Raw genomic sequence first — 22,240 nt, 5'->3', positions numbered from 1 at the left:
TCCGTACCCCTCACGCTCTTCTCCTCGGCGCCGGGCGGCACTCGTACGCCGCCGCCCTGCCCGTGGCTCCCATGCCGTCACACTGTGCGGGCGCTCGGCAGTGGGGAGGCTGCCACGCCGGAGGGTCCTCCGAACGAACCCGGGATGAACACCGTGCAACCACCCGGAAACCGTCACGAACGGAACCTGCGGTCTGCCACGGAACGATGCCGGGGCCGCCGTGGAGACGCTGGTCAGAGGGGTGTTGGGCATCGGAGCGCGAGGCTTCGGCGCGCGGGAACGGAGCGCGGGCGCGGCGACCTGCCGGAGAGCGGGCGGCACCGCCGACGCGCCGTCACGTCACCCCGTCATCGCACAGGCCGCCATCGCACAGGCCGTCATCGCACAGGCTCCAGAAAGCCTTCCTCCACCAGCAGCCGGATCGCCTGCGGGGTGCGGTCGCGCAGCAGCACCGGGTCCTCGGCCATCAGCTGAGCGATGGCGTCCAGGATCCGGCCCGCGGGCAGCGAACCGTCGCACACACCTGCGAACCCGGCCCCTACGGCATCGACCTTGGTCGCACGGCGCATTCCGCGGTGCTGACGCAGCACCACGTGCTCCGGGTCCTCGGCGCCCGGCATTCCGACCTGTTCCTGAACGACCTCTTCGGCGAGGGTGAAGTGCTCGGCGAGCAAGGCCGCGTCGTCGTGCTCCCGCAGATAGTCCTGCCGGGCGAAATGTGCCTCGACAGCGGGCCCGAGGGGCTGCTCCACCGCGTGCGGCCATTCCTCGGCCACGATCGAGGGGCTCCCGGCGGCCGCCGCGGCGGACTTCCGGAGCGTGATCCAGCCGAAGCCGACCGCCTTGGTGCTGCGGGCCTCGAACTCGTCCAGCCATGCCTCGTACCGCTCGGTGTAGAGAGCGGGGTCGGTGCGGTGGTCGCCGCTGTCACGCAGCCACAGCTCGGCGTACTGCGTGATGTCCTGCACCTCTCGTTGCACGATCCAGGCGTCGCAGCCGGCGGGCACCCAGGAGCGCACCCGGTCCTGCCACTCCTCGCCCTGGACGTGCTGCCAGTTGGCGAGGAACTGCGCGTACCCGCCCTCGTTGAGCCGGTCCCCGGCCTGCTGCACGAGGGTCCGGCACAGGTCGTCGCCGCCCATCCCTCCGTCGCGGTACGTCAGCCGGGCCCCGGGCGAGATGACGAAGGGCGGGTTGGACACGATCAGGTCGTACGTCTCGGCACCGACCGGTTCGAAGAGAGAGCCCTCCCGCAGATCGGCGGGGGCCGCTCCGGACAGGGCAAGCGTCAGGCGGGTGAATTCCAGCGCACGCGGGTTGACGTCCGTGGCCGTGACCCGGGTGGCGTGCTGGGCGGCGTGCAGAGCCTGGATGCCGGACCCGGTACCGAGATCGAGAGCGGAGGCCACAGGCCTGCGTACGGTGATGCCGGCGAGCGTGGTGGAGGCTCCGCCCACACCCAGGACGACGCCTTCCTCGTGCGAGCCGATACCTCCGGCTCCGCCGACCGCACACCCCAGGTCGGAGACGATGAACCAGTCCTGCCCCTCAGGTCCGCCGTAGGGCCGTACGTCGACGGTCGCTGTCACCAGATCGTCCTCGCGGACCGCCCAGCCGTCCTCCACGCACTCCTCCAGCGGGAGGGCCGCGGCGGCAGCGGCGGCGGGAACGGGACGCTGCAGAAGGAAAAGCCGCACCAGCGTGTCGAGCGGCGAATCCCCGCGCGTGGCCCGGAGCGCCGGGACGGTTTCACTGCGGGCGAGCGCGGCGTACGCCGGCGCGCCGAGTTGTTCGAGGAGCCCGTCGGCGGTGAACGCGGCGGCGATCAGGGCTTCGCGGAGCCGGGGGGCACGGTCGGATGCGGGGAGGCTGGTCGTACTCACCCGCCCATTGTGTCCGCTCACGCCGACAACGGCAGCTGTCCGGCCTCCACGAGGGCCGGCCGGACAGCTGCGAGGGGTCCCGGGCCGCTACGGCTTCCCCACCGCTACGGCCTCTCGGACACTGAGGTTCCCGGCCGCTACGCCTACTCGCTCGCCGAGGCGGAAGGTGCTGCGGACTTCGACTCCGGGGCGGACGGAGCGGAGGCGGGGGGAGCCGATGCCGTCGGCTTCTGGCAGCCCTTCTGCTTCGCCATCGCGGAACCGACCTCGCCGGACTGCAACTTCTTCAGCGCCTGGTCACCATTGGTGCTGATCTTCGTCAGTTCGTCGGCGATGCCGTTGAGCCCGTCGGCGAACTTCGCCTGGTCCTTCGGATCGAGCGCGTCGACCTTCGTCTTCAGGTTCGCGTAGGCCGTCGAGGAAGCGTTGAGCTCTTTCACGGCCTCCTTGTGCGTGGTCTCTCCGCCGTCCACGGGCGGCGCGCCCGCCGACTGCACAGCCGTGCCCAGCGCCTTGTACGCCTGCGAGATCTGCTGGAAGGCGGCCGAGTCGGTCTTCTGGACATCGGCGGGCTTGCTCTCATCACCCGTCTGCTGCTGGATCGCGGCATTGGCGTTCGCGATCTTCTGCAACTGCGGCTGAACCTGGTCGCAGACCTTCTTCGCCCAGTCGTTCACCTTGTCATCGCTGTCGTCGCTGCAACCCGACAGCGTCAGTACGAGTACCGCACCGCCGGACAGTGCGGCTGCAAGCTTCTTGTTCACCGGTTTGGGTCCCTTCCAAGGCTCTCGGCCCCGGAACTTACACGTCGAATGGCCGACAATCAGGCGCCGGTCCTCCGATATATATGCTTTTGAAGCCATTTGCACCAAGGGAAATGAGGGAGATACAACTCACCTGACCACTCGGCCCTCCGTACGGAAACGCCTCCTCCACGCCAGCCGTGGCGGGCAGGGAGCGATGGACAGCACCTCAGGACGGCTGGCGGCGCGCCTGTCTGAGTGCGCGTCACCTCGGGGCCGGTTCGCCCGCGACCGCATGGCTCAAGAAACCGGGGCACGACCCGCGGACTTGGCGGTGCCGCCCCCGCGGTCGTCACCGCCACCGGCACCCGGGCCACCGCCGGGGCCGCCGCCCAGGCTGCCGCTGTCGCCCACGGCGATCCCTCGCCGCTTGGACACGTAGACCGCACCGACGATGACCACGACGGCGAGGACGGCGACCAGGGCCCGCAGCCCCGCGCTCGTGTCCTCGCCGTAGCTGAACCGCACCACCGCGGGGGCGATGAGCAGCGCCACCAGATTCATCACCTTGAGGAGCGGGTTGATGGCAGGGCCCGCCGTGTCCTTGAAGGGGTCGCCGACCGTGTCGCCGATGACCGTCGCGGCATGGGCCTCGCTGCCCTTGCCGCCGTGGTGTCCGTCCTCGACGAGCTTCTTGGCGTTGTCCCACGCTCCACCGGAGTTGGCGAGGAAAACGGCCATCAGGGTGCCGGTGGCGATGGCTCCTGCGAGGTAGGCGGCGAGAGCCCCGACCCCCAGTGTGAACCCGACCGCGATCGGCGCCAGGACCGCGAGCAGCCCGGGCGTGGCGAGCTCGCGCAGCGCGTCCCTGGTGCAGATGTCGACGACGCGACCGTACTCCGGCTTCTCCGTGTGATTCATGATCCCGGGGTGTTCCCGGAACTGCCGCCGCACCTCGTGGACCACGGCCCCGGCCGAACGGGAGACCGCGCTGATGGCCAGTCCGGAGAAGAGGAAGACGACGGCGGCTCCGAAAATCAGACCGACCAGGTTGTTCGGCTGCGAGATGTCCGTGCTCAGTCCGAGTTCTCCTGTCCTGGCTCCCACGGCGTCGACCGCCGAGGCGACGGCATCCCGGTACGCGCCGAACAGCGCCGCCGCCGCCAGTACCGCCGTGGCGATCGCGATTCCCTTGGTGATGGCCTTGGTGGTGTTGCCGACTGCGTCCAGATCCGTGAGGACCTGGGCACCGGCGCCCGTGACGTCCCCGGACATCTCGGCGATGCCCTGGGCGTTGTCGGAGACCGGGCCGAAGGTGTCCATCGCGACGATGACTCCGACGGTGGTGAGCAGGCCGGTCCCGGCCAGGGCCACCGCGAAGAGGGCCAGCATGATCGACGTACCGCCGAGCAGGAAGGCCCCGTAGACGCCGAGCCCGATCAGGATCGCGGTGTAGACGGCCGACTCCAGGCCGAGGGAGACACCCGCGAGCACGACCGTCGCCGGACCGGTCAGCGAGGACCTCCCGATGTCCCGGACCGGGCGTCGGCCGGTTTCGGTGAAGTAGCCGGTGAGCTGCTGGATCAAGGCGGCGAGCACGATGCCGATGGTGACGGCGACCAGTGCGAGGACGCGCGGGTCACCTGCGTGCGAGGTGATGGCCTCGTCGGTGACCCCGTCCAGCTCGGCGTACGAGGACGGCAGGTGGACGAATACGGCCACCGTCACGAGGACCAGCGAGATCACGGCGGAGACGAAGAACCCGCGGTTGATGGCGCTCATCCCGCTGTGGTCGGTGCGCCTGGGAGCGACGGCGAAGATTCCGATCATCGCCGTGACCACACCGATCGCCGGGACGATCAGCGGAAAGGCGAGGCCCGAGTCCCCGAAGGCGGCCTTGCCCAGGATGAGCGCGGCCACGAGCGTCACGGCGTACGACTCGAACAGGTCGGCGGCCATACCCGCGCAGTCACCGACGTTGTCGCCCACGTTGTCGGCGATGGTGGCGGCGTTGCGCGGGTCGTCCTCGGGGATGCCCTGCTCCACCTTGCCCACGAGGTCGGCGCCCACGTCCGCGGCCTTGGTGAAGATGCCGCCCCCGACTCGCATGAACATGGCGATCAATGCGGCGCCGAGGCCGAACCCCTCCAGTACCTCGGGCGCGTCGGCGGCGTAGACGAGCACCACGCAGGAGGCGCCGAGCAGACCGAGGCCCACCGTGATCATGCCGACCACACCACCCGTACGAAAAGCGATCTTCATCGCTTGGTGCGAAGCGGTGGTCAGATCCGTTTCCGGTTCTCCTGGGGCGGGAGTCGCCTGACGCGCGGCGGCGGCCACGCGCACATTGCTGCGTACGGCGAGCCGCATACCGGTGTATCCGGTGGCTGCCGAGAAAAGCGCACCCACCAGGAAGAACAGCGAGCGCCCCGCGCGCTGCGACCAGTCGTCGGCCGGAAGCAGCAGGAGCAGGAAGAACACGACCACGGCGAAAATGCCCACGGTCCGCAGCTGCCGGGTCAGATAGGCACGCGCGCCTTCCTGGACGGCCGCCGCGATCTCCTTCATGCGTTCGGTACCCGCGCTGGCTGCCAGGACCTGGCGCACGAGCAGAAGGGCCACGACCAGGGCGGCAAGGGCGACGACCACGATGACCACGACGATCAGCCTGTTGCCGTCGGTGAGTACTGCGGCTGCGACCGAAGTGGAGCGGCCGGAAGGTACGGGGCCGTGCGTCAGTTCTGCCAGTGGGGTGTCGAAGAACTCCGCCATACGTCCTCCTTGAAGCTGAGCGCTCAAGACGTGGACGAATAGTAGGGAGCGGAACCCGGTCAGATCAGTGAGTGGTCAATGAAATCGACTTTCGTCCACCCAATGCCAAAAGTTCTCACTCGCACCCGGACCCGAATGCAGTAATGAAGTGGACGCGTGACGCCTGTGCAATTGCCTGAGGTCATTGACCAGGAAAAGGAAAGGCCCCTGCTTCTCGGGGCCAGGAGTCGCGGACGGATCAGGGGAGCACGGCGGCCAGAGCCGTCGGCCAGGTCATGCGGATCACTCCACCGTCCGCTCCCGTGCGGACTTCCACATCGTCGACCAGGCCCTTGATGACAGCGAGGCCCATCTCGTCCTCGCTGTCGGCGTCGGTCTCCGGGTCATCCGGACCTCCGCCGCCGGGTGCCACCGACGCCGAGGCGTCGTTGCCCGGGGCGGTGATCCCGTCGCCGACCTCGATGGAGAACGCCTTCTCCTCCTCGATGAGGATGACCGTGACCGGAGCGACGACGTGATGGCTGCGGTGCAGTCCCACAGCGCGGCTGCACGCCTCACCTACAGCGAGTCTGACTTCGTCGAGCACCGCCTCATCGACGCCGGCCCGGCGCGCCACGGCGGCTGCCACCAGGCGGGCCGTCCTGACGTGTTCGGGCTGAGCGCTGAAGCGGAGTTCAACGGTTGGCATGCCATCCCCCTCGAACGTTTGGGCGTGCGTCTCAGGGGCCCGGGCGAGGCGCCCGGTACCCCTGCTCTCACTCTCCTCCGGAAACCGACGAAGCCGGCAGCCGACCGTGTGGTCGACCGCCTGCTCGTGGCGGCCCGTCTGCTGCCGCCTGCCGGTCTGTCACTGCGTGCCGGCCGGCCTTGGAGATGCCGACCTGCACCGACGCCTCAGTCGGTGGCCGCGACAGCTTCGTCGACCGTGGTGTGAATGGGAAACACCTTGGTCAGACCTGTGATCCGGAAAATCTTGAGAATGCGCTCCTGGTTGCACACCAGGCGCAGCGAGCCCTCATGGGCCCGGACACGCTTCAAGCCGCCCACGAGCACGCCGAGGCCGGTGGAGTCGAGGAAGTCGACGCCTTCCATGTCGACAACCAGGTGGTAGCTGCCGTCATTCACCAACTCGACCAACTGCTCGCGCAGCTTGGGCGCGGTATACACATCAATCTCGCCACCGACCTCGACGACCGTACGGTCGCCACCAGGGCCGGACACATTGCGAGTCGACAGGGACAGGTCCACGGATCCTCCAGCACCTTGCTATCGAGCGGTCGCCCCTCGGTCTCCCCGACGGAGGCCAGGGGACGGATCGCCAGCCGCGATGGCATTCAATCACTTACCAGCAGCCATGCACGACGCCTTGGGACCATTGTCCGTCATGCCAGTGACACACTCGGTGCCGATGGCCAAGAATCACCGACCCAGTCGACCACCCGAGAACGCGGGCTCGCGCCCCTCTCCCACGGTGGTTCTCGACCGGCTCGCCGCAGCGGCGGGCCGGGCAGCGCGCATCACTCATAGGGAGCACTTGCCCCCGCGTGCGGGAACCCATGCCATCTGGCCGGATCGCATCCGGCCCGAAGTGATCTCGGCAATCAGCCGGGCCGGGATCGACCATCCGTGGACGCACCAGGCCGTTGCCGCCGAGCACGCCCTGGACGGCGAGTCCGTGGTGATCGCCACCGGGACGGCGTCCGGCAAGTCGCTCGCCTACCTCGCTCCGGTGCTGAGCGCCCTCCTCGACGGCTCCCAGGCTCCGAACGGCCGCGGCGCCACCGCCCTGTACCTGGCCCCCACCAAGGCTCTGGCCGCCGACCAACGCCGCGCGGTGAAAGCGCTCGCGGCGCCCCTCGGCTCCGCGATCCGGCCGGCGGTCTACGACGGCGACACGCCGGTCGAAGAACGCGAATGGGTGCGCCAGTACGCCAATTACGTCCTGACCAATCCGGACATGCTGCATCGAGGCATTCTCCCGTCCCACCCCCGCTGGGCCTCCTTCCTCCGCTCGCTTCGCTTCGTCGTCATCGACGAGTGCCATACCTACCGGGGCGTCTTCGGCTCGCATGTGGCCCAGGTGCTACGCCGTCTTCGCCGCCTCTGCGCCCGCTACGGGTCCGATCCGGTCTTCCTCCTCGCCTCCGCCACAGCGGCACAGCCGTCGGTCGCCGCGAGCCGCCTCACAGGCCTTCCCGTCAAAGAAGTCGCCGACGACGCCTCGCCCCGGGGCGAGCTGATCTTCGCCCTCTGGGAACCGCCACTGACGGACCTGCACGGCGAGAAGGGGGCTCCCGTACGCCGTACCGCCACGGCCGAGACCGCCGACCTCCTGACCGACCTGACGCTCCAGGGCGTGCGCTCGGTCGCCTTCGTGCGCTCCCGGCGCGGCGCCGAACTCATCTCCCTCATCGCCAAGGAACGGCTGGCCGAGGTGGACCGCTCGCTGCCCGGGCGCGTCGCCGCCTATCGTGGCGGCTACCTGCCCGAGGAACGGCGGGCCCTGGAACGAGCACTGCACTCGGGGGACCTGCTCGGACTGGCCGCCACGACCGCCCTGGAGCTCGGCATCGACGTCTCGGGGCTGGACGCCGTGATCATCGCCGGCTATCCGGGCACCCGTGCCTCTCTCTGGCAGCAGGCCGGCCGCGCAGGACGCTCGGGGCAGGGCGCCCTCGCCGTCCTCGTGGCCAGGGACGACCCGCTGGACACCTTCCTCGTCCATCACCCCGAGGCGCTGTTCCAGCAGCCCGTGGAGTCAACCGTCCTGGACCCTGACAACCCTTACGTCCTTGCCCCCCACCTGTGTGCCGCGGCTGCGGAGATCCCCCTCACGGAGCCCGACATCGCGCTCTTCGGCCCGGCGGTACCCGACCTGCTGCCACAGCTCGAAGCGTCGAAACTGCTGCGCAAACGGGCCACGGGCTGGCACTGGACCCGCCGCGAGCGGGCCGCCGACCTCACGGACATCCGCGGTGGAGGCGGCCGTCCGGTCCAGATCGTCGAAGAGGGCACCGGCCGGCTGCTGGGAACGGTCGACGAAGCGGCAGCACACACCGCCGTGCACGAGGGCGCGGTCCACCTCCACCAGGGCCGCACCTACCTCGTCCGGAAGCTGGACCTGGAGGACTCGGTGGCCCTGGTGGAGGAAGCCGTCCCTCCTTATTCGACCAGCGCCCGCGACACGACAGCGGTCACCGTACTGGAGACCGACACCGAGATCCCGTGGGGTGACGGGCGGCTCTGTTTCGGCTCCGTCGAGGTGACCAACCAGGTGGTCTCCTTCCTGCGCCGGAGGCTGATCACCGGGGAGGTTTTGGGCGAGACCAAACTGGACCTGCCGCCCCGCACCCTGCGCACCCGTGCCGTGTGGTGGACGATCACCGAGGACCAGCTCGACGCCGCCCGGATCAGCCCGGAGATCCTCGGTGGCGCCCTGCACGCCGCCGAACACGCCTCCATCGGCATGCTTCCGCTCTTCGCCACATGCGACCGCTGGGACATCGGTGGTGTCTCCGTTCCGCTGCACCCCGACACGCTCCTGCCCACGGTGTTCGTCTACGACGGCCACCCCGGTGGCGCGGGGTTCGCGGAGCGCGCCTTCCATACGGCCCGCGCATGGCTCACAGCAACACGTCAGGCCATCGCGTCCTGCGAGTGCGAGGCGGGCTGTCCGTCCTGCATCCAGTCCCCCAAATGCGGCAACGGCAACGAACCACTGCACAAGCGGGGCGCTGTGCGCCTCCTGACCGAACTACTCAGGACCGCGCCGCAGGACCCTGGGGAAGGCCACGCGGAGGAAATCCGGGATGACCCGCAGCCGGAAAACCCCGCGGCATGAGGCCGCTTGCGTGACCCGGCTCCTCCACGAGTGACGCCCCTGTCTCAGACCCCGGGCGCAGCGATGCCTCCGGGGGCCCCGCTCTCGATCTGACCTCAGGCGCGTACGGGCCGAACCGTGCGCGCGCCGTCACGTCGGCGATCTCGCCCTGAACCCCACAACGCACGATCTCCGCTCTCTGAGCCACCGCGACCTGACGTGCCGCCCCGCACGCCGCCTCCGCACCCAGCAGCGCCTGGTCGGCTGCGGCAAGGGCCGCCATGTCCGCCGCGCCGCCGGCCCTGTGGCGGGCGGACACGGCCTGGCCGAGGGCCAGCAGCATCGCGAACACCGCACAGAACGCTGTCGCCGTGACCGCCGCCCAGACGGTTGCCAGCCCCCGGTCACCAGCTCCAGGGCCGCCTCTCATCCTCCTCATGGCTCCGTCCCCACCGTGTCCTCGGCCAGTGCGGCTGCCTCGGCGCTCAGCGTCAGGCCCAGTTGCCCGGGCCCTGGTATCGGTGCCTCCACCCGGACCCGCCACAGCCCCCCGACCCGCTCCACATCCACCCGGGCCCCGCTCGGCGCCGCTTCCCGCGCCGTGGACCGTACCGTCGCCTCCGGCTCCGACCGGGCCGCGGCCCGCGCTCCGGCCCGCGCGGCGTCCACGCAGCGAATCTGATCCGACGCTGCGACCAGCGCCCAGAGAAGAGCGAGGACGAACGCCACCAGCACAGGAATGACCATGGCGGCCTCCGCCGTCACCGCTCCCCGGTCGCCGTCACGGCCTCCGCGCCGGTCCCTTCGCGACGCCTCAGAACTTCGCATCGAGCGCGTCCTTGATCAGCGACTGCAACGCCGCCTGCACTGCTCCGCCGGTAACCACCTTGTAGAGCACCGCCGCGAAGGCGCAGGCGGCGATGGTCCCCACCGCGTACTCGGACGTCGTCATCCCCCGGTCCAGCCCGCGGTACCGGGCGATTTTGCCGAAGCCGGCCCTCCACGCGCGACCCAGCGCACTCAGGGACTGCTCCATGACTTTCCTGCCCATTTCAACCCCCAGTATCCAAAAAGCATGTTTCTTCGGTTGTTCCGGAACTTCGATGCAATACCTGGAGCAAGCCGGAGCTCGGCCCCTGTGCGGGAGCTCGCCGGCCCACTTCTCGATTTGCTGCGGAGCCGGCACCGGAAGGCGGCCGTTCCCGCTCAGCTGCGGTGAACCAGACCGTCCGCCAGTCCGATCGCCACCGGCGCCACACCCACCGTCAAAAAAGCGGGCAGGAAGCAGAGCCCCACCGGTGCGGTGATCAGCACACCGGCCCGCTGTGCCCGCGCCACAGCAGCACTCGTCCGCTCGGCGCGCATCTCATCGGCCAGCCTGGACACAAGCTCCGCCGCGGGAGCTCCCGTCGTCGCCGCCCGTTCCAGACAGCGGGCCAGTGGTGCTGCGCCCGGTAGCGCCCCGAACCGGTCCCAGGCCTCAGCCGGCTCACTGCCGAGCAGGATCTCGGCCGCCGTGCGAGCCAACCTCTCACCGACGGGCCCGGCGATGGATTCCCCGACCGCCTCCGCCGCCTCCCGCGGCCCCGCACCCGCCGAAAGGCAGGACGCCAGGAGGTCTGCGACATCGGGCAACTGCCGGGCGACCAGCACAGCCTCGGCCTTCTCGGCGGCGGCGCCACGCCCACGGCTCACGGAGTGCCGCCACCGCCTCACTCCGTAAGCCGCCACAAGCCCGACTCCGCATCCGCCCGGTCCACCGACGAGGACCCAGCCGACCGCCCAGACGGCCAGAAACACCCCCCACGAACGAGCGCGCCCCCGGCCTCGTGCCCGCAGGTCCATCCACCCCCGCCCCGTTCCGCTCGCAGGGGACCCGGTCAGTAGCGACCCCCGTCTGCGTATCGCCTGCTCATGACGTCGGACGGACAGCGTGATGGTGAGGTAGGCGGCTGTACCCACCACCGCCCCTGCCCCCCACAGCACCGCCCCGGGCGACGCATCCAGACCAGACATCCCGCTCACACCGCCTCCCCCGCCCGCACGATCCGCGAGGCCCAGAACAGCCCCGCAGTCTCCAGCAGGCAGCCCGTCACCAGGCAGACGAGCCCGCCCGGGCTGTGGAGCAGAACGCGCAGCGGATCAGCGCCCAGTGCCGCCCCCAGTCCCAGGCCCACCACCGGCAGCAACGCCAGGACCACAACCGTCGACCACGCGCCCGCCAGCTGTGCCCGCAGCTCCTCCCGCCGTCGCCTCTCACCCCTCAGTGCGCCCTCCAGGCGAGCCAGTCCTGCCGCGAGACCGGCTCCGCCGTCAACGGCGACCCGCCAACAGGCCGCCATCCCCGCGAGCCCGTCAAGGCCGGGCCCTTCCGACGCCTGCCGCAACGCGCCCGGCACATCACCGCCGAACCGCGCAGCGGCCAGGACCGCGGGCTCGGCAGCGCCCAGCGCGCCGGTGTCCCGTGCCGCAGCGAGCAAAGCCTGTCCGGGCTCCCGCCCGGCCCGCAGCTCACCGACCACCGCCCCACACAATCCCGTCACCGCATGAGCCGCCTCCTCACGGCCCCGCCGCCGAGCCCTCTGTCGCAGCCGACGCCTCAAGAGAGGGACCGCCACAGCGCCCGCGAGCAGAGGGAGCGCCGATTCCCCCAGCACGGCGAGGAGAGCCGCCACAGGGGCACACAGCCATTCCCACCGCCCGTCGAGGAGTGTGCGGGCCGTGGCCCGTGCAGCCGGTCCCCACCGCACCTCACGCCCTGGGGCCAGCAGCACCCGAGCCCGCCGAGCCCCCGGGTCCCGCGCCACGGCCAGACCACCTGCCAAACCCGCGCAGCCCGCCATCACCCACACAGACACCTGCACCAGGGCGTCGGAACCGGACGCCGTCATGCCGCCTCCCCGATCAGCAACCCGAGCCGGTCCCAGCCTCGCTGCGGCTCGAAGCCCGCAGCACCCCAGCGCAGCGCGGGCACGGTGACGACCAGGCCTGCGGAATCCCGCTCGAGCACATGCACTTCAGCGAGACGCCGCTGCCCGCCTCCATCCCGCACGAGGTGGACGACCACGGACAATGCCGCCGCCAACTGGCTGTGCAGAGCAGCCCGGTCGAGTCCAGCAGCCGTTCCGAGAGCCTCCAGGCGCGCCGGCACATGCTCGGCCGCGTTGGCGTGCACAGTGCCGCAACCGCCTTCGTGTCCCGTGTTGAGAGCCGCCAGAAGCTCCGTCACCTCGGCGCCACGGACCTCTCCCACCACCAGCCGGTCGGGGCGCATACGCAGCGCCTGGCGTACCAGGTCCCGCAGAGTCACCCGCCCAGCACCTTCCTGATTGGCCGGGCGCGATTCCAGGCGCACCACATGCGGATGGTCCGGGCGTAATTCCGCCGAATCCTCGGCCAGCACGATGCGTTCCTTCTCACCGACCGCCCCCAGCAGACTCGCCAGGAGCGTCGTCTTCCCCGCCCCGGTCCCTCCGCTGATCAGGTACGAGACCCTGGCCTCGACCAGGGCTCTCAGCAGCCGGTCGCCGCCGGGCGGGACCGTCCCCGCCGCCACGAGCTCCGCCAGCGTGAAGGCTCTCGGCCGTACCACCCGCAGTGACAGACACGTCGAGCCGACCGACACCGGCGGCAGCACCGCGTGCATACGCGTGCCGTCCGGCAACCGGGCGTCCACCCACGGCCGGGCATCGTCCAGCCGGCGCCCCGCCACCGCAGCGAGCCTCTGAGCCAGTCTTCGGACGGCCGCCGCATCCGGGAAGACGACTCGGGTCAGCTCGAGTCCGCCGCCCCGGTCCACCCACACCCGGTCGGGAGCGGACACCAGCACATCGGTCACCGCCGGGTCGGCCAACAGCCGCTCCAGGACTCCTGTGCCGACCAGTTCGCCTCTCATTTCCTCGGCCGCGCCGAGCACTTCCGCGTCACCGAGCAGCCGGCCCTGTTCCCTCAGCGCGGCAGCCACCCCTGCTGGAGTGGGCGCCGTCCCGCTGCGGGCGAGTCGTTGGCGTACGGCGTCGAGCAGCGCGTCGGTCATGACGCCTCTCCCCCACGGACTCGGGCCGGCACGTCGCCGGAGCGGCTCGGACCATCCGCCAGGTCCCAGAAGGCCGCGCAGAAGCGGGCCAGAGCGCCGCGGGAATTCCCGCCCGGGGGCACACCCCTGTCCTGAGCCGAAGCCAGCCCGAGCTCCGCGGGCAGGTCGCCGACAAGCGGCAATCCCAGTGCCTGGGCCACCCACTGTTCGTCCAGCCCCGCCGTGTAGGGGCCCCGGGCAACGACTCGGAGGTCTTCCAGGACCATACGGGCCGCAGAAGCCACTCGCCGCGCTGCCGCGACCGCTCGCAACTCACCGGGCACGACCAGCAGCCCGACGTCCAACTGCGACAGTGCCTCTGCCACGCTCTCATCGACCCGCCGCGGCAGGTCCACGACCACCACTCCACCGAGCCGGCGCGCTGCGGCAAGTACAGACCGCATGGCGTGCGGCGGGACGATCACCTCGTCGTCGCGGCTCCAACTGAGTACACGAAGGCCGTGCAACGCGGGCAGCGACTCCTCGAGGGCCCCTCCGCCCAGCCTCCCCTTCGAACGGGCGAAATTCGGCCAACGCAAGCCCTCGGATTCCTCACCGCCGAGCAGCACATCGATCCCGCCGCCCAACGGATCGCCATCGATCAGCATGGTCCGGCGGCCCGACCTCGCCGCTGTCACAGCAAGCGCACAAGCCAGCGTGGATGCGCCGGAGCCGCCACGTCCCCCCATCACCCCCACGGTGAGAGCGGATCGGCCCGTACCCTCCACGGCATTGGCGATCTGGTCGACCAGCCAGCCTTCGGAATCAGGCAGCCTCAGTACGTATTCAGCCCCGATCTCGACCGCGCGACGCCATACAACTGGGTCGTCCTGGTCCCGCCCGACGAGCATGACTCCGGGTCTGCGGGCCACTCCGCGGCACCCGCGCGCCGCGTCGTCGCCCACCAGAACCATCGGGGCCCTCTCCCAGCCGCCCCTCTCTCCTGGTGGGCCGTGGTGCACCTCAGGCACCGCCCCTGCCGCCGCGCACAGCCTGAGCAGATCGTCCAGCAGGTCGGCGTCCTCGGTCACGATCAACGGTCCGTCCCGCCGCCCTCCGGCGCCGGACGTGCCTTCGCCTGCCAAAGATCCAGCCACGATTCCTGCCCCCTCTCGCTGTCCCTTCAGTACGGTTTCGCGGCGATCTCGAACACTTCCGAGATGCACGATTCCGGAACCCGCGGACTTCGCGGGTGGAATCAACATGCAACGGCCCGGAAAAAGATGTGGATCTTGCCCGGAAACTGTGGACAACTCCGGCGTTGTGAATATCCCAGTAGCTCGTACAGGGGACTTTCGGAGTGCACCCTTTCTGCTACGCACGGTGACGATGCGTGCTCGGATGAGCCTCCCCGAGAAGCGGAAGCAACGACGACAGCAGGGAGGGAAAGCCTCGACAAGCCTTGGTCTTCCGGCTCTGAAACGCATCCGGACATGCGACGACCCCCGCCGGGGGGGAGAGCGGGGGTCGTCCCCACGGCCGACTCAGGGGGGGGAGGAGCCGGACCGGGTTAGCACGGTCGCGAACGATCCGTGACTTCCATGGTGTACCCGAGCACCTTCTCAGGCAAACCCACCCGCCGGATTTTACGCCGAATGGCGGGCCCCTATGCTCACCTTGTGGATAACTGCTTCTTGCCGCGTACAGCAGCCTTCTTCGACCTGGACAAGACGGTCATTGCGAAGTCATCGACACTCACCTTCAGCAAGTCCTTCTACCAAGGCGGGCTGATCAACCGCCGCGCCGTACTGCGCACCGCGTACACACAGTTCGTGTTCCTCGCCGGGGGTGCCGACCACGACCAGATGGAGCGGATGCGCGAATATCTCTCAGCGCTCTGCAAGGGGTGGAACGTCCAGCAGGTCAAGGACCTTGTCGCCGAAACCCTGCACGATCTCATCGACCCGATCATCTATGACGAGGCCGCGACTCTCATCGAGGAGCACCACACCGCCGGACGCGATGTGGTCATCGTCTCGACCTCAGGCGCCGAAGTCGTCGAACCGATCGGGGAGCTGCTCGGTGCCGACCGGGTCGTAGCGACCCGGATGGTCGTGGGCGACGACGGCTGTTTCACCGGTGAGGTCGAGTACTACGCCTACGGGCCGACCAAGGCCGAGGCGATCACGGCCCTGGCCGAATCGGAAGGCTACGACCTCTCGCGCTGCTACGCGTACAGCGACTCCGCCACGGATGTGCCGATGTTGGAGTCGGTCGGCTACCCGCATGCCGTCAACCCCGACCGGGCGCTGCGGCGCGAGGCGACGCTCCGGGAATGGCCGATTCTCGTCTTTGACCGACCCGTCCGGCTCAAGCAGCGCCTTCCCGCGTTCTCGATGCCGCCACGACCGGCACTCGTGGCCGCGGCCGCACTGGGCACAGCAGCCGTCGCAGCGGGGATCGTCTGGTATGCCAACCGTCGCCGCGCTGCCTCGCTCGTCACCTGACCAGGCAACCGACGGCCATTACCCGGCACCCGCCGAGCGCGGGGCGCCACAGCACGCCATGCACAACCAAATTCCGACTTCGGCAGCATTTGAACACAAAAGTAAAGAAGTGCGACCAAGCCTTCCACTCCCTCGCGTCCAGGAGTACAAAGGATTCAGCGGCCCGCGAGACCACGGACATCCGCGAGGATGACCTTTTCACGCACAGTCGGCCCCACGGACCGAAGCACGGAATCCGAGCACCCACGCGACGTCGACCCGTCGATTACGGGCCAGCCGCACCAGGGGACGGGCAAAGAACCCGACCTGATGGGCATACATCGAGGACGCTTGGTAACTCGGCCGACGTGTCAGCGGCGGTACCGGAACCGGTACCGCCGCACCCTTTTTGGTTCCGGCGGTCGACTCACCTCAGGCGGCACCGCGCTGCAGCGCCTCGCACACGGCCGTGGACTCCCGCACGCCCAGCTCCACCGAGCGTCCGCAATGAGTGATCCAGGCAGCCATACCCTCCGGCCGCCCCGACAGATACCCCTCGAAGGCGGCCACGTAAGCCGCGCGCCCCTGCTCCGCATGGCCGACTTCGGCAGGACAGATCGACTTGGGGTCGAGACCACTACCGATCAGCACGATCCGTTCGGCGGTCCGAGCGACCAGCCCGTTGTGCGAACCGAAGGGGCGCAGCGCCAGCAGTTCGCCGTGCACCACCGATGACGTGATCAGTGCGGGCGCCGAACTGCCGGTGATGATCAGTCGCGAGAGCCCTTCAAGCCGCCCGGCCACCTCGTCCGCACCCGGGACCGGCGCGCCGACCAAGGGCTCATCGACCGGTTCACCCGCCAGCCTGGGCCTGCCGACCGTATCGTCGGGAGTAGCGCCGCCCGCCGCCACCAGGTGCAACCGCGCCAGAACACGAAGCGGTGACTGCCTCCAGATGGAGAGCATCTGCCCCGCCTCCGCCGTGAGCCGCAAGGCGGCACCGATGGTGCGAGCCTCGTCCTCGCCACGGAAGTCCGTACGCCGCCGCACCTCTTCGAGATTCCAGTCGGCACCCGAGAGCGCGGCGGAACCGCGAGCTCCGCGCAGGGCCGCTTCGGCGGTGACCTCGTTGCTGCGACGCCGCATGACACGGTGTCCGTAGACCCGGTCCACCGCCTTGCGTACGGAGTCCACCGCGTCGGCGACCCCTGACAGTTCCCCTAGGGCGGCAAGCGGGTCCGAGGAAGTCGTACTCATAAGTAGGGAGGCTACGCGCCCTCGCCGCGATTACCGCTCAGGAGTGGTCTTCTTCACGAAGCGTGACCGCAGCGAGCGATGAGACCGCTACCCTAGGTGAACATGAAGATCGCTTTCGTAGGGAAGGGCGGCAGCGGCAAGACCACGCTGTCCTCGCTCTTCATCCGCCACCTCGCCGCCAATGAAGCCCATGTCGTCGCGGTGGATGCCGACATCAACCAGCACCTCGGGGCCGCCCTCGGCCTGGACGAGAAAGAGGCCGCCGCCCTGCCCGCCATGGGCGCCCAACTGTCTCTCATCAAGGACTACCTCCGCGGAAGCAACCCCCGCATCACGTCCTCCGCAACCATGATCAAGACGACGCCGCCCGGGGAGGGGTCCCGGCTCCTGCGGGTCCGCGAGGACAACCCGGTCTACGACGCCTGTGCCCGCACCGTCCGTCTCGACGACGGAGACATCCGGCTGATGGCCACCGGCCCGTTCACCGAGTCCGATCTGGGTGTCGCCTGCTACCACTCCAAGGTCGGAGCCGTAGAGCTCTGTCTCAACCACCTGGTAGACGGCCCGGACGATTACGTCGTGGTCGATATGACCGCGGGGTCCGATTCGTTTGCGTCGGGAATGTTCACCCGGTTCGACATGACCTTCCTGGTCGCCGAACCCACCCGGAAGGGCGTCTCCGTCTACCGGCAGTACAAGGAGTACGCGCGAGACTTCGGCATCGCCCTGAAGGTGGTGGGCAACAAGGTGCAGGGAGAGGACGATCTCGACTTCCTGCGCGCCGAGGTCGGCGACGACCTGCTGGTCGGTGTGGGTCAGTCCGACTGGGTCCGGACGATGGAAAAGGGCCGACCGGCCCCGTTCGAGCTGCTCGAGGCGGGCAACCGGATGGCTCTGCAGGCCCTGCAGGACGCCGCGGAGGATTCGTACGAGCTACGTGACTGGGAGCGCTACACGCGACAGATGGTGCACTTCCATCTGAAGAACGCCGAGAGCTGGGGAAACGAGAAGACGGGGGCCGACCTGGCTGCCCAGGTGGACCCCGCGTTCATCCTGCATGAGCACTACGCGGACACGGACGCCACCCAGCTGGCCTGAGCCGGACGAAGCGGCGCCGGGACCGACGATGTCTACTCCACAACCCCGTCGGCTTCCTTGCCTGCCGGCTGATCCGCCGGTCCGGCAGGCACGGGACTGCCGGCGGGCTCGCCCGGCGCCGACTCCGCAAGGAACGCGGTCCAGCCGGGCCGGGGCTTCTGCCCGACTTCCAGCGTCCCGAGTCTGGCGAGCGTCGCAGGGTCCTGCGCGTCCAACCAGTCGGCGAGCTGCCGGAAGGAAACGCACTGCACATCGCGCTGGGTGCAGACCGTCTTGATCGTCTCCTCGACCGCACGCATGTAGGTGCCACCGTTCCAGGACTCGAAGTGGTTGCCGATGATCAGTGGAGCCCGATTCCCGTTGTAGGCGCGGTCGAACGCCTGCAGCAGACCGTCCCTCATCTGGTTACCCCAGTACTCGTGCTTGTCCTGGTCGCCCTGTGTCGCCGTACCGGACTGGTTGAACATGAAGTTGTAGTCCATCGAGAGCGTCTCGAACGCGCGGCCCGGCACGGGGACGAGCTGCAAGGGGATATCCCAGATGCCGTCCTTCTTGGCAGGCCAGACCTGATTGCCAACGCCGCTGGAGTCATAGCGGAACCCCATGGTCCGCGCGGCTGCGACCATGTTCTTCTGCCCTTCCAGGCAGGGCGTCCGGGCGCCGATCAACTCCTCCTCGTAGTCGAAGGGCAGGGGCGCTTCTCCCTTGAGAGCCGGTGCGTTGGTCTTCCAGCTCTTCACGAACGACTTCGCCTGGCTGATCTCGCTCTTCCACTCTTCGACCGACCAGGTGCCGACTCCCCCGTCCGGCCCACAGAAGTGCCCGTTGAAGTGGGTGCCGATCTCGTTGCCGTCCAGCCACGCGGCACGCAGCTCCGTCAGCGTTCGACGCATTCCCTCGGCGTCGTTGAACCCGATGTCGGATCGTCCCACCGAGTGCTGAGGCGGGTCGTACAGCTCCTTCTTGTCCTCCGGCAAGAGGTACACGCCGCTGAGGAAGTACGTCATCGTGGCGTCGTACTTCTTCGCGACCGCACGGAAATGCGAGAACAGCCTCTGACTGTCCTCACCCGCACCGTCCCACGAGAACACGACGAACTGCGGGGGCTTCTGACCGGGCTTGAGACGTTTGGCCACGGGGAGTCCGGGCTGAGCGCCGGTGAACGAGGTGGATCCGTCTCCGATGAGCTTGACCGCCCCCTTCGGGGCTGCCGCCGGCGCATTGCCCTCCGTGGCCCGGGCCGGCTCCCTCACCCCTCCGGGCGCTGGGTCGGTGGCCCCCGAGCAACCGGCCAGCCCGGCGATCAGCGCCGTGGCCACGCCCCCCAGGGCCATCCGCTTCGCGACGACCGTCATCCGTCCACCCTTTCCCTTGCAGGATTCATGCGTTGAAGTGCCGACACGGCGCGGCCAACCTCACACGCAGCCCGCGGGAATTAGTACGACAAGCCGGATGAAAAGATGCTTATTCACTTGAAAGAGTGATGGACTGAGCTATTTGCTCGAAAGTATGGACACCCTTCTTTACTCTCCATTACGATTCATTTACGGAGCGTTTAGAAATCCCGCCGCTTCACCCCACCGCTGCACGCCGTGAACCACGGCCGCCGTCACTCACATACCGCGACCGCGCTGCCCCGGAGGAGACGGGAATATGTCTGCCTGCGTCCCCACTCGTACCGACCACACATCCCGCAGTTCGCGTGCTTCCCGCGCCTGGGGATTCAAGCGTCCACACAGCCCGCCACCGCCTCGCCACGGACGTTTCCGCGTCTCGGGTGCGGATGTATCCGCATCGATCACTGTCTTCCTGATCGCCGTTCCCATGTCGCTCGGTCTAGCCGTCGCCATGGACGCCCCCCTCGCCGCCGGTCTGGTGTCGGCAGCGATCGGCGGCATCGTCGCCGGACTACTGGGCGGCACACCCCTACAGGTCAGTGGCCCGTCCGCCGGACTGACCGTAGTGACAGCCGAGTTGATTCAGCTCTACGGCTGGCGCACCACGTGCGCCATCACCATTGGTGCGGGGCTCCTGCAAATCCTGCTGGGTTCACTGAGAGCCGCCCGCAGTGCCCTCGCCGTCAGCCCGGCCATCGTGCACGGCACGCTGGCGGGAATCGGCGTGGCCATCGCTCTCGCCCAGCTACACATCGTCCTGGGCGGGACACCGAAGAGCTCAGCCCTCGACAACGCCCTGTCGCTCCCTTCTCATCTGGCGCGGTTCGAGCCGGCCGCCCCCCTTATCGGGGCGCTGACAATCGTCCTTCTCGTCGTGTGGCCGCGCCTGCCTGGACGGATCGGCACGTCGCTGGGCAGAATTCCTGCCGCGCTCGCCGCCGTGGTCATCGCAACAGCCGTGGCCACCGTGGCAACCCCTGGGATCGCCCGGGTGGACCTTCCGTCGTGGCGCTCGCACGCCCTGCCCGAACTGCCGCAGGGTCCGGTCGCGGCGCTGGCGACAGCCGTGTTCACCGTGATGCTCGTGGCCAGCCTCGAATCGCTGCTGGCTGCGGTCTCCGTGGACAAGCTGGCCGCTGAACGGTCGGCAGGCTTCCTCAAGGGCGGATCGGCGCCGCCGTCGTACGTCAAACGGTCCGACCTCGACCGTGAGTTGCGGGCCCAAGGTGTCGCCAATGCGGTGTCCGGCCTCGCCGGGGGCCTTGCCGTGTCCGGCGGCGCAGTGCGCAGTTCCGCCAACGTACGGGCGGGCGCTACGAGTCGCGCCTCCACCGTCCTGCACGGTGTCTGGGTGCTGCTGGCAGCCATGCTGCTGGTCACCGCCCTCGAGCTGATCCCCTTGGCGGCGCTCGCCGCCCTGGTCATGGTGGTCGGCATCCAGATGGTCAACTTCGCCCATATCCGCAAGGTGCACAAACACCGGGAGTTCCTGGTGTACGGCGCGACGATCAGCGGCGTGATTCTCGCCGGAGTGCTTGAGGGCGTTGCGATCGGCATCGTCGTGGCCGTGGTCGTCGCCCTGCACCGGCTGGCGCGCACAAGGATCACCGTGACGGAACAGGACGGCCGCTACCTGGTCGCTGCTCGTGGCCAGCTGACCTTCCTGGCCGTCCCACGGCTCAGCCGTCTACTCGGAAGTCTCCCCGCAGGGGTTGACGCCGTGGTCGAACTGGACGGCTTCTTCATGGATCACGCGGCGTACGAGACGATCCAGGACTGGTACGCGGCGCAGACCGCGCTAGGTGGCCGGATCCAGTTCACCGGCCGTTCCGGTGGCCGGATCGCCGAGCCGGCCTCCGCCGGGCATTCCTGCTGCCGTCCATGGACACCGTGGCGTAACCATCATTGCCACGACCGCACGCAGGACGCCACGCCCACCACTCCTGTCCCCGCCCCGCACGTCGCCCCGAACGCCGTCCCCTCCTCGGCCCAGAAGAGGCTTTCGGGTCACCGTCGCGGCACCCATCGGCTCCTCAACGGTCTCAGTTCGTTTCAGCGGACCACCGCTCCGCTGGTCCGTGAAGAGCTGGCCCGGCTCGCAGCCGAAGGACAACGGCCGTCGCAGCTGTTCCTCACCTGTGCCGACTCCCGCTTGGTCACCAGCATGATCACCGCAAGCGGCCCGGGCGACCTCTTCACCGTGCGGAACGTCGGCAACCTGGTGCCGCCACCGGACACCGAGGGCGCCACAGGCACCGACGACTCCGTGGCTGCCGCCATCGAGTACGCGGTGGACGTGCTCGAGGTCGAATCCATCACCGTCTGCGGCCACTCCGGATGTGGCGCGATGCAGGCCCTCTTGGAAGCGGCCTCGGAAGCACCCCGGACGCCTCTGTGGCGCTGGCTGCGACACGGGCTACCGAGCCTGGAGCGCATGCGTTCCCGTCACCATTCCTGGGCGCGCATCGCCGGCCGACTACCCGCCGATGCGGTGGAGCAGCTCTGTCTGACCAATGTGGTCCAGCAGTTGGAGCACCTGCGCGCGCACGAATCGGTGGCCCGCCGTCTGACGGCAGGCACCCTGCAGCTGCACGGCATGTATTTCCACGTCGGAGAGGCGCAGGCCTATCTGCTGACCGAGGGCGTCAGTTCCGGCACGGGGCCCGACGAGGTCTTCGTTCGGGTCGCTCCCGGCGCCGTATGGGGTGCGGAACCCGGCGCCGAAGCCCTGCACACGCCCACCGGCACCACCGTCGGTACCTGAAAGCG

Annotated in this window: 18 protein-coding genes; 4 read left to right on the top strand and 14 right to left on the bottom strand. The window is 69.0% G+C overall.

All coding sequences use genetic code 11. The features are described 5' to 3' along the window. Positions 1–377 precede the first annotated feature (377 nt). From ACFYSH_RS26790 to ACFYSH_RS26770, 5 genes are all read right to left on the bottom strand, one after another. Positions 378–1,883: a methyltransferase gene (locus ACFYSH_RS26790; protein ID WP_359469128.1), complete on the bottom strand. Its 1,506-nt coding sequence runs from the start codon at positions 1,881–1,883 to the stop codon at positions 378–380. 143 nt (positions 1,884–2,026) lie between these two features. Next, positions 2,027–2,647, bottom strand: coding sequence for a small secreted protein (locus ACFYSH_RS26785; protein WP_359469125.1), 621 nt, complete (start codon positions 2,645–2,647; stop codon positions 2,027–2,029). A 279-nt stretch (positions 2,648–2,926) separates the two neighbouring features. Continuing rightward, positions 2,927–5,398, bottom strand: a complete 2,472-nt coding sequence (locus ACFYSH_RS26780; RefSeq protein ID WP_359469122.1) for a sodium-translocating pyrophosphatase — start codon at positions 5,396–5,398, stop codon at positions 2,927–2,929. A 238-nt stretch (positions 5,399–5,636) separates the two neighbouring features. After that, the gene (locus ACFYSH_RS26775) at positions 5,637–6,086 is read right to left on the bottom strand and encodes an ATP-binding protein (protein WP_359469119.1); all 450 of its coding nucleotides are present in this window, start codon (positions 6,084–6,086) and stop codon (positions 5,637–5,639) included. Positions 6,087–6,292: 206 nt separating this feature from the next. Further along, complete coding sequence (locus ACFYSH_RS26770) at positions 6,293–6,646, bottom strand: STAS domain-containing protein (RefSeq protein ID WP_003967428.1); 354 nt, start codon at positions 6,644–6,646, stop codon at positions 6,293–6,295. Positions 6,647–6,725: 79 nt separating this feature from the next. Between ACFYSH_RS26770 and ACFYSH_RS26765 the strand changes: the two genes are divergently transcribed. Continuing rightward, positions 6,726–9,239 carry a DEAD/DEAH box helicase gene (locus ACFYSH_RS26765; protein ID WP_359469116.1) on the top strand — a complete coding sequence of 838 codons (2,514 nt, stop codon included), beginning with the start codon at positions 6,726–6,728 and terminating at the stop codon, positions 9,237–9,239. On the opposite strand, the gene ACFYSH_RS26760 is transcribed toward ACFYSH_RS26765, so the two are convergent. From ACFYSH_RS26760 to ssd, 7 genes are all read right to left on the bottom strand, one after another. Beyond that, positions 9,157–9,648: an Rv3654c family TadE-like protein gene (locus tag ACFYSH_RS26760; protein WP_359469354.1), complete on the bottom strand. Its 492-nt coding sequence runs from the start codon at positions 9,646–9,648 to the stop codon at positions 9,157–9,159. The genes ACFYSH_RS26765 and ACFYSH_RS26760 overlap by 83 nt on opposite strands. Positions 9,649–9,653: 5 nt before the next feature. After that, positions 9,654–10,046: a TadE family type IV pilus minor pilin gene (locus ACFYSH_RS26755; protein ID WP_359469113.1), complete on the bottom strand. Its 393-nt coding sequence runs from the start codon at positions 10,044–10,046 to the stop codon at positions 9,654–9,656. Then, entirely contained in the window at positions 10,033–10,254 is a 222-nt protein-coding gene (locus tag ACFYSH_RS26750; protein WP_359469111.1) for a DUF4244 domain-containing protein, read from the bottom strand. The genes ACFYSH_RS26755 and ACFYSH_RS26750 overlap by 14 nt, the downstream gene beginning before the upstream one ends. A 170-nt stretch (positions 10,255–10,424) precedes the next feature. Beyond that, on the bottom strand, positions 10,425–11,234 hold the full coding sequence (locus tag ACFYSH_RS26745; RefSeq protein WP_388755891.1) for a type II secretion system F family protein: 810 nt from the start codon (positions 11,232–11,234) through the stop codon (positions 10,425–10,427). A 5-nt stretch (positions 11,235–11,239) separates the two neighbouring features. After that, positions 11,240–12,109, bottom strand: coding sequence for a type II secretion system F family protein (locus ACFYSH_RS26740; RefSeq protein ID WP_359469109.1), 870 nt, complete (start codon positions 12,107–12,109; stop codon positions 11,240–11,242). Continuing rightward, positions 12,106–13,254, bottom strand: a complete 1,149-nt coding sequence (locus ACFYSH_RS26735) for a TadA family conjugal transfer-associated ATPase (RefSeq protein WP_359469106.1) — start codon at positions 13,252–13,254, stop codon at positions 12,106–12,108. Before ACFYSH_RS26735 ends, ACFYSH_RS26740 begins: the two co-directional genes overlap by 4 nt. Further along, entirely contained in the window at positions 13,251–14,324 is a 1,074-nt protein-coding gene (gene ssd, locus ACFYSH_RS26730; protein ID WP_359469104.1) for a septum site-determining protein Ssd, read from the bottom strand. Before ssd ends, ACFYSH_RS26735 begins: the two co-directional genes overlap by 4 nt. A 564-nt stretch (positions 14,325–14,888) precedes the next feature. Here ssd and ACFYSH_RS26725 point away from each other — a divergent pair. After that, positions 14,889–15,740, top strand: a complete 852-nt coding sequence (locus tag ACFYSH_RS26725) for an HAD-IB family hydrolase (protein ID WP_359469351.1) — start codon at positions 14,889–14,891, stop codon at positions 15,738–15,740. Between the two features lie 411 nt (positions 15,741–16,151). Here ACFYSH_RS26725 and ACFYSH_RS26720 read toward each other — a convergent pair whose 3' ends face one another. Further along, positions 16,152–16,976, bottom strand: coding sequence for an oxidoreductase (locus tag ACFYSH_RS26720; RefSeq protein ID WP_359469102.1), 825 nt, complete (start codon positions 16,974–16,976; stop codon positions 16,152–16,154). Between the two features lie 102 nt (positions 16,977–17,078). Here ACFYSH_RS26720 and ACFYSH_RS26715 point away from each other — a divergent pair, with 102 nt between their 5' ends. Then, positions 17,079–18,074, top strand: coding sequence for an ATP-binding protein (locus ACFYSH_RS26715; protein WP_359469100.1), 996 nt, complete (start codon positions 17,079–17,081; stop codon positions 18,072–18,074). Between the two features lie 32 nt (positions 18,075–18,106). On the opposite strand, the gene ACFYSH_RS26710 is transcribed toward ACFYSH_RS26715, so the two are convergent. After that, entirely contained in the window at positions 18,107–19,429 is a 1,323-nt protein-coding gene (locus ACFYSH_RS26710) for a hypothetical protein (RefSeq protein ID WP_359469097.1), read from the bottom strand. A 298-nt stretch (positions 19,430–19,727) separates the two neighbouring features. Between ACFYSH_RS26710 and ACFYSH_RS26705 the strand changes: the two genes are divergently transcribed. After that, a complete protein-coding gene (locus ACFYSH_RS26705) occupies positions 19,728–22,235 on the top strand; it encodes a SulP family inorganic anion transporter (protein WP_388755885.1) in 2,508 nt (835 codons plus the stop codon). Positions 22,236–22,240: the final 5 nt, after the last annotated feature.

The organism is Streptomyces sp. NPDC005791, assembly GCF_042871485.1.
In the GTDB taxonomy this organism is placed as follows: domain Bacteria; phylum Actinomycetota; class Actinomycetes; order Streptomycetales; family Streptomycetaceae; genus Streptomyces.
Note: the sequence above shows the minus strand (reverse complement) of the source record. Positions and strands in the feature narration are given on the sequence as shown.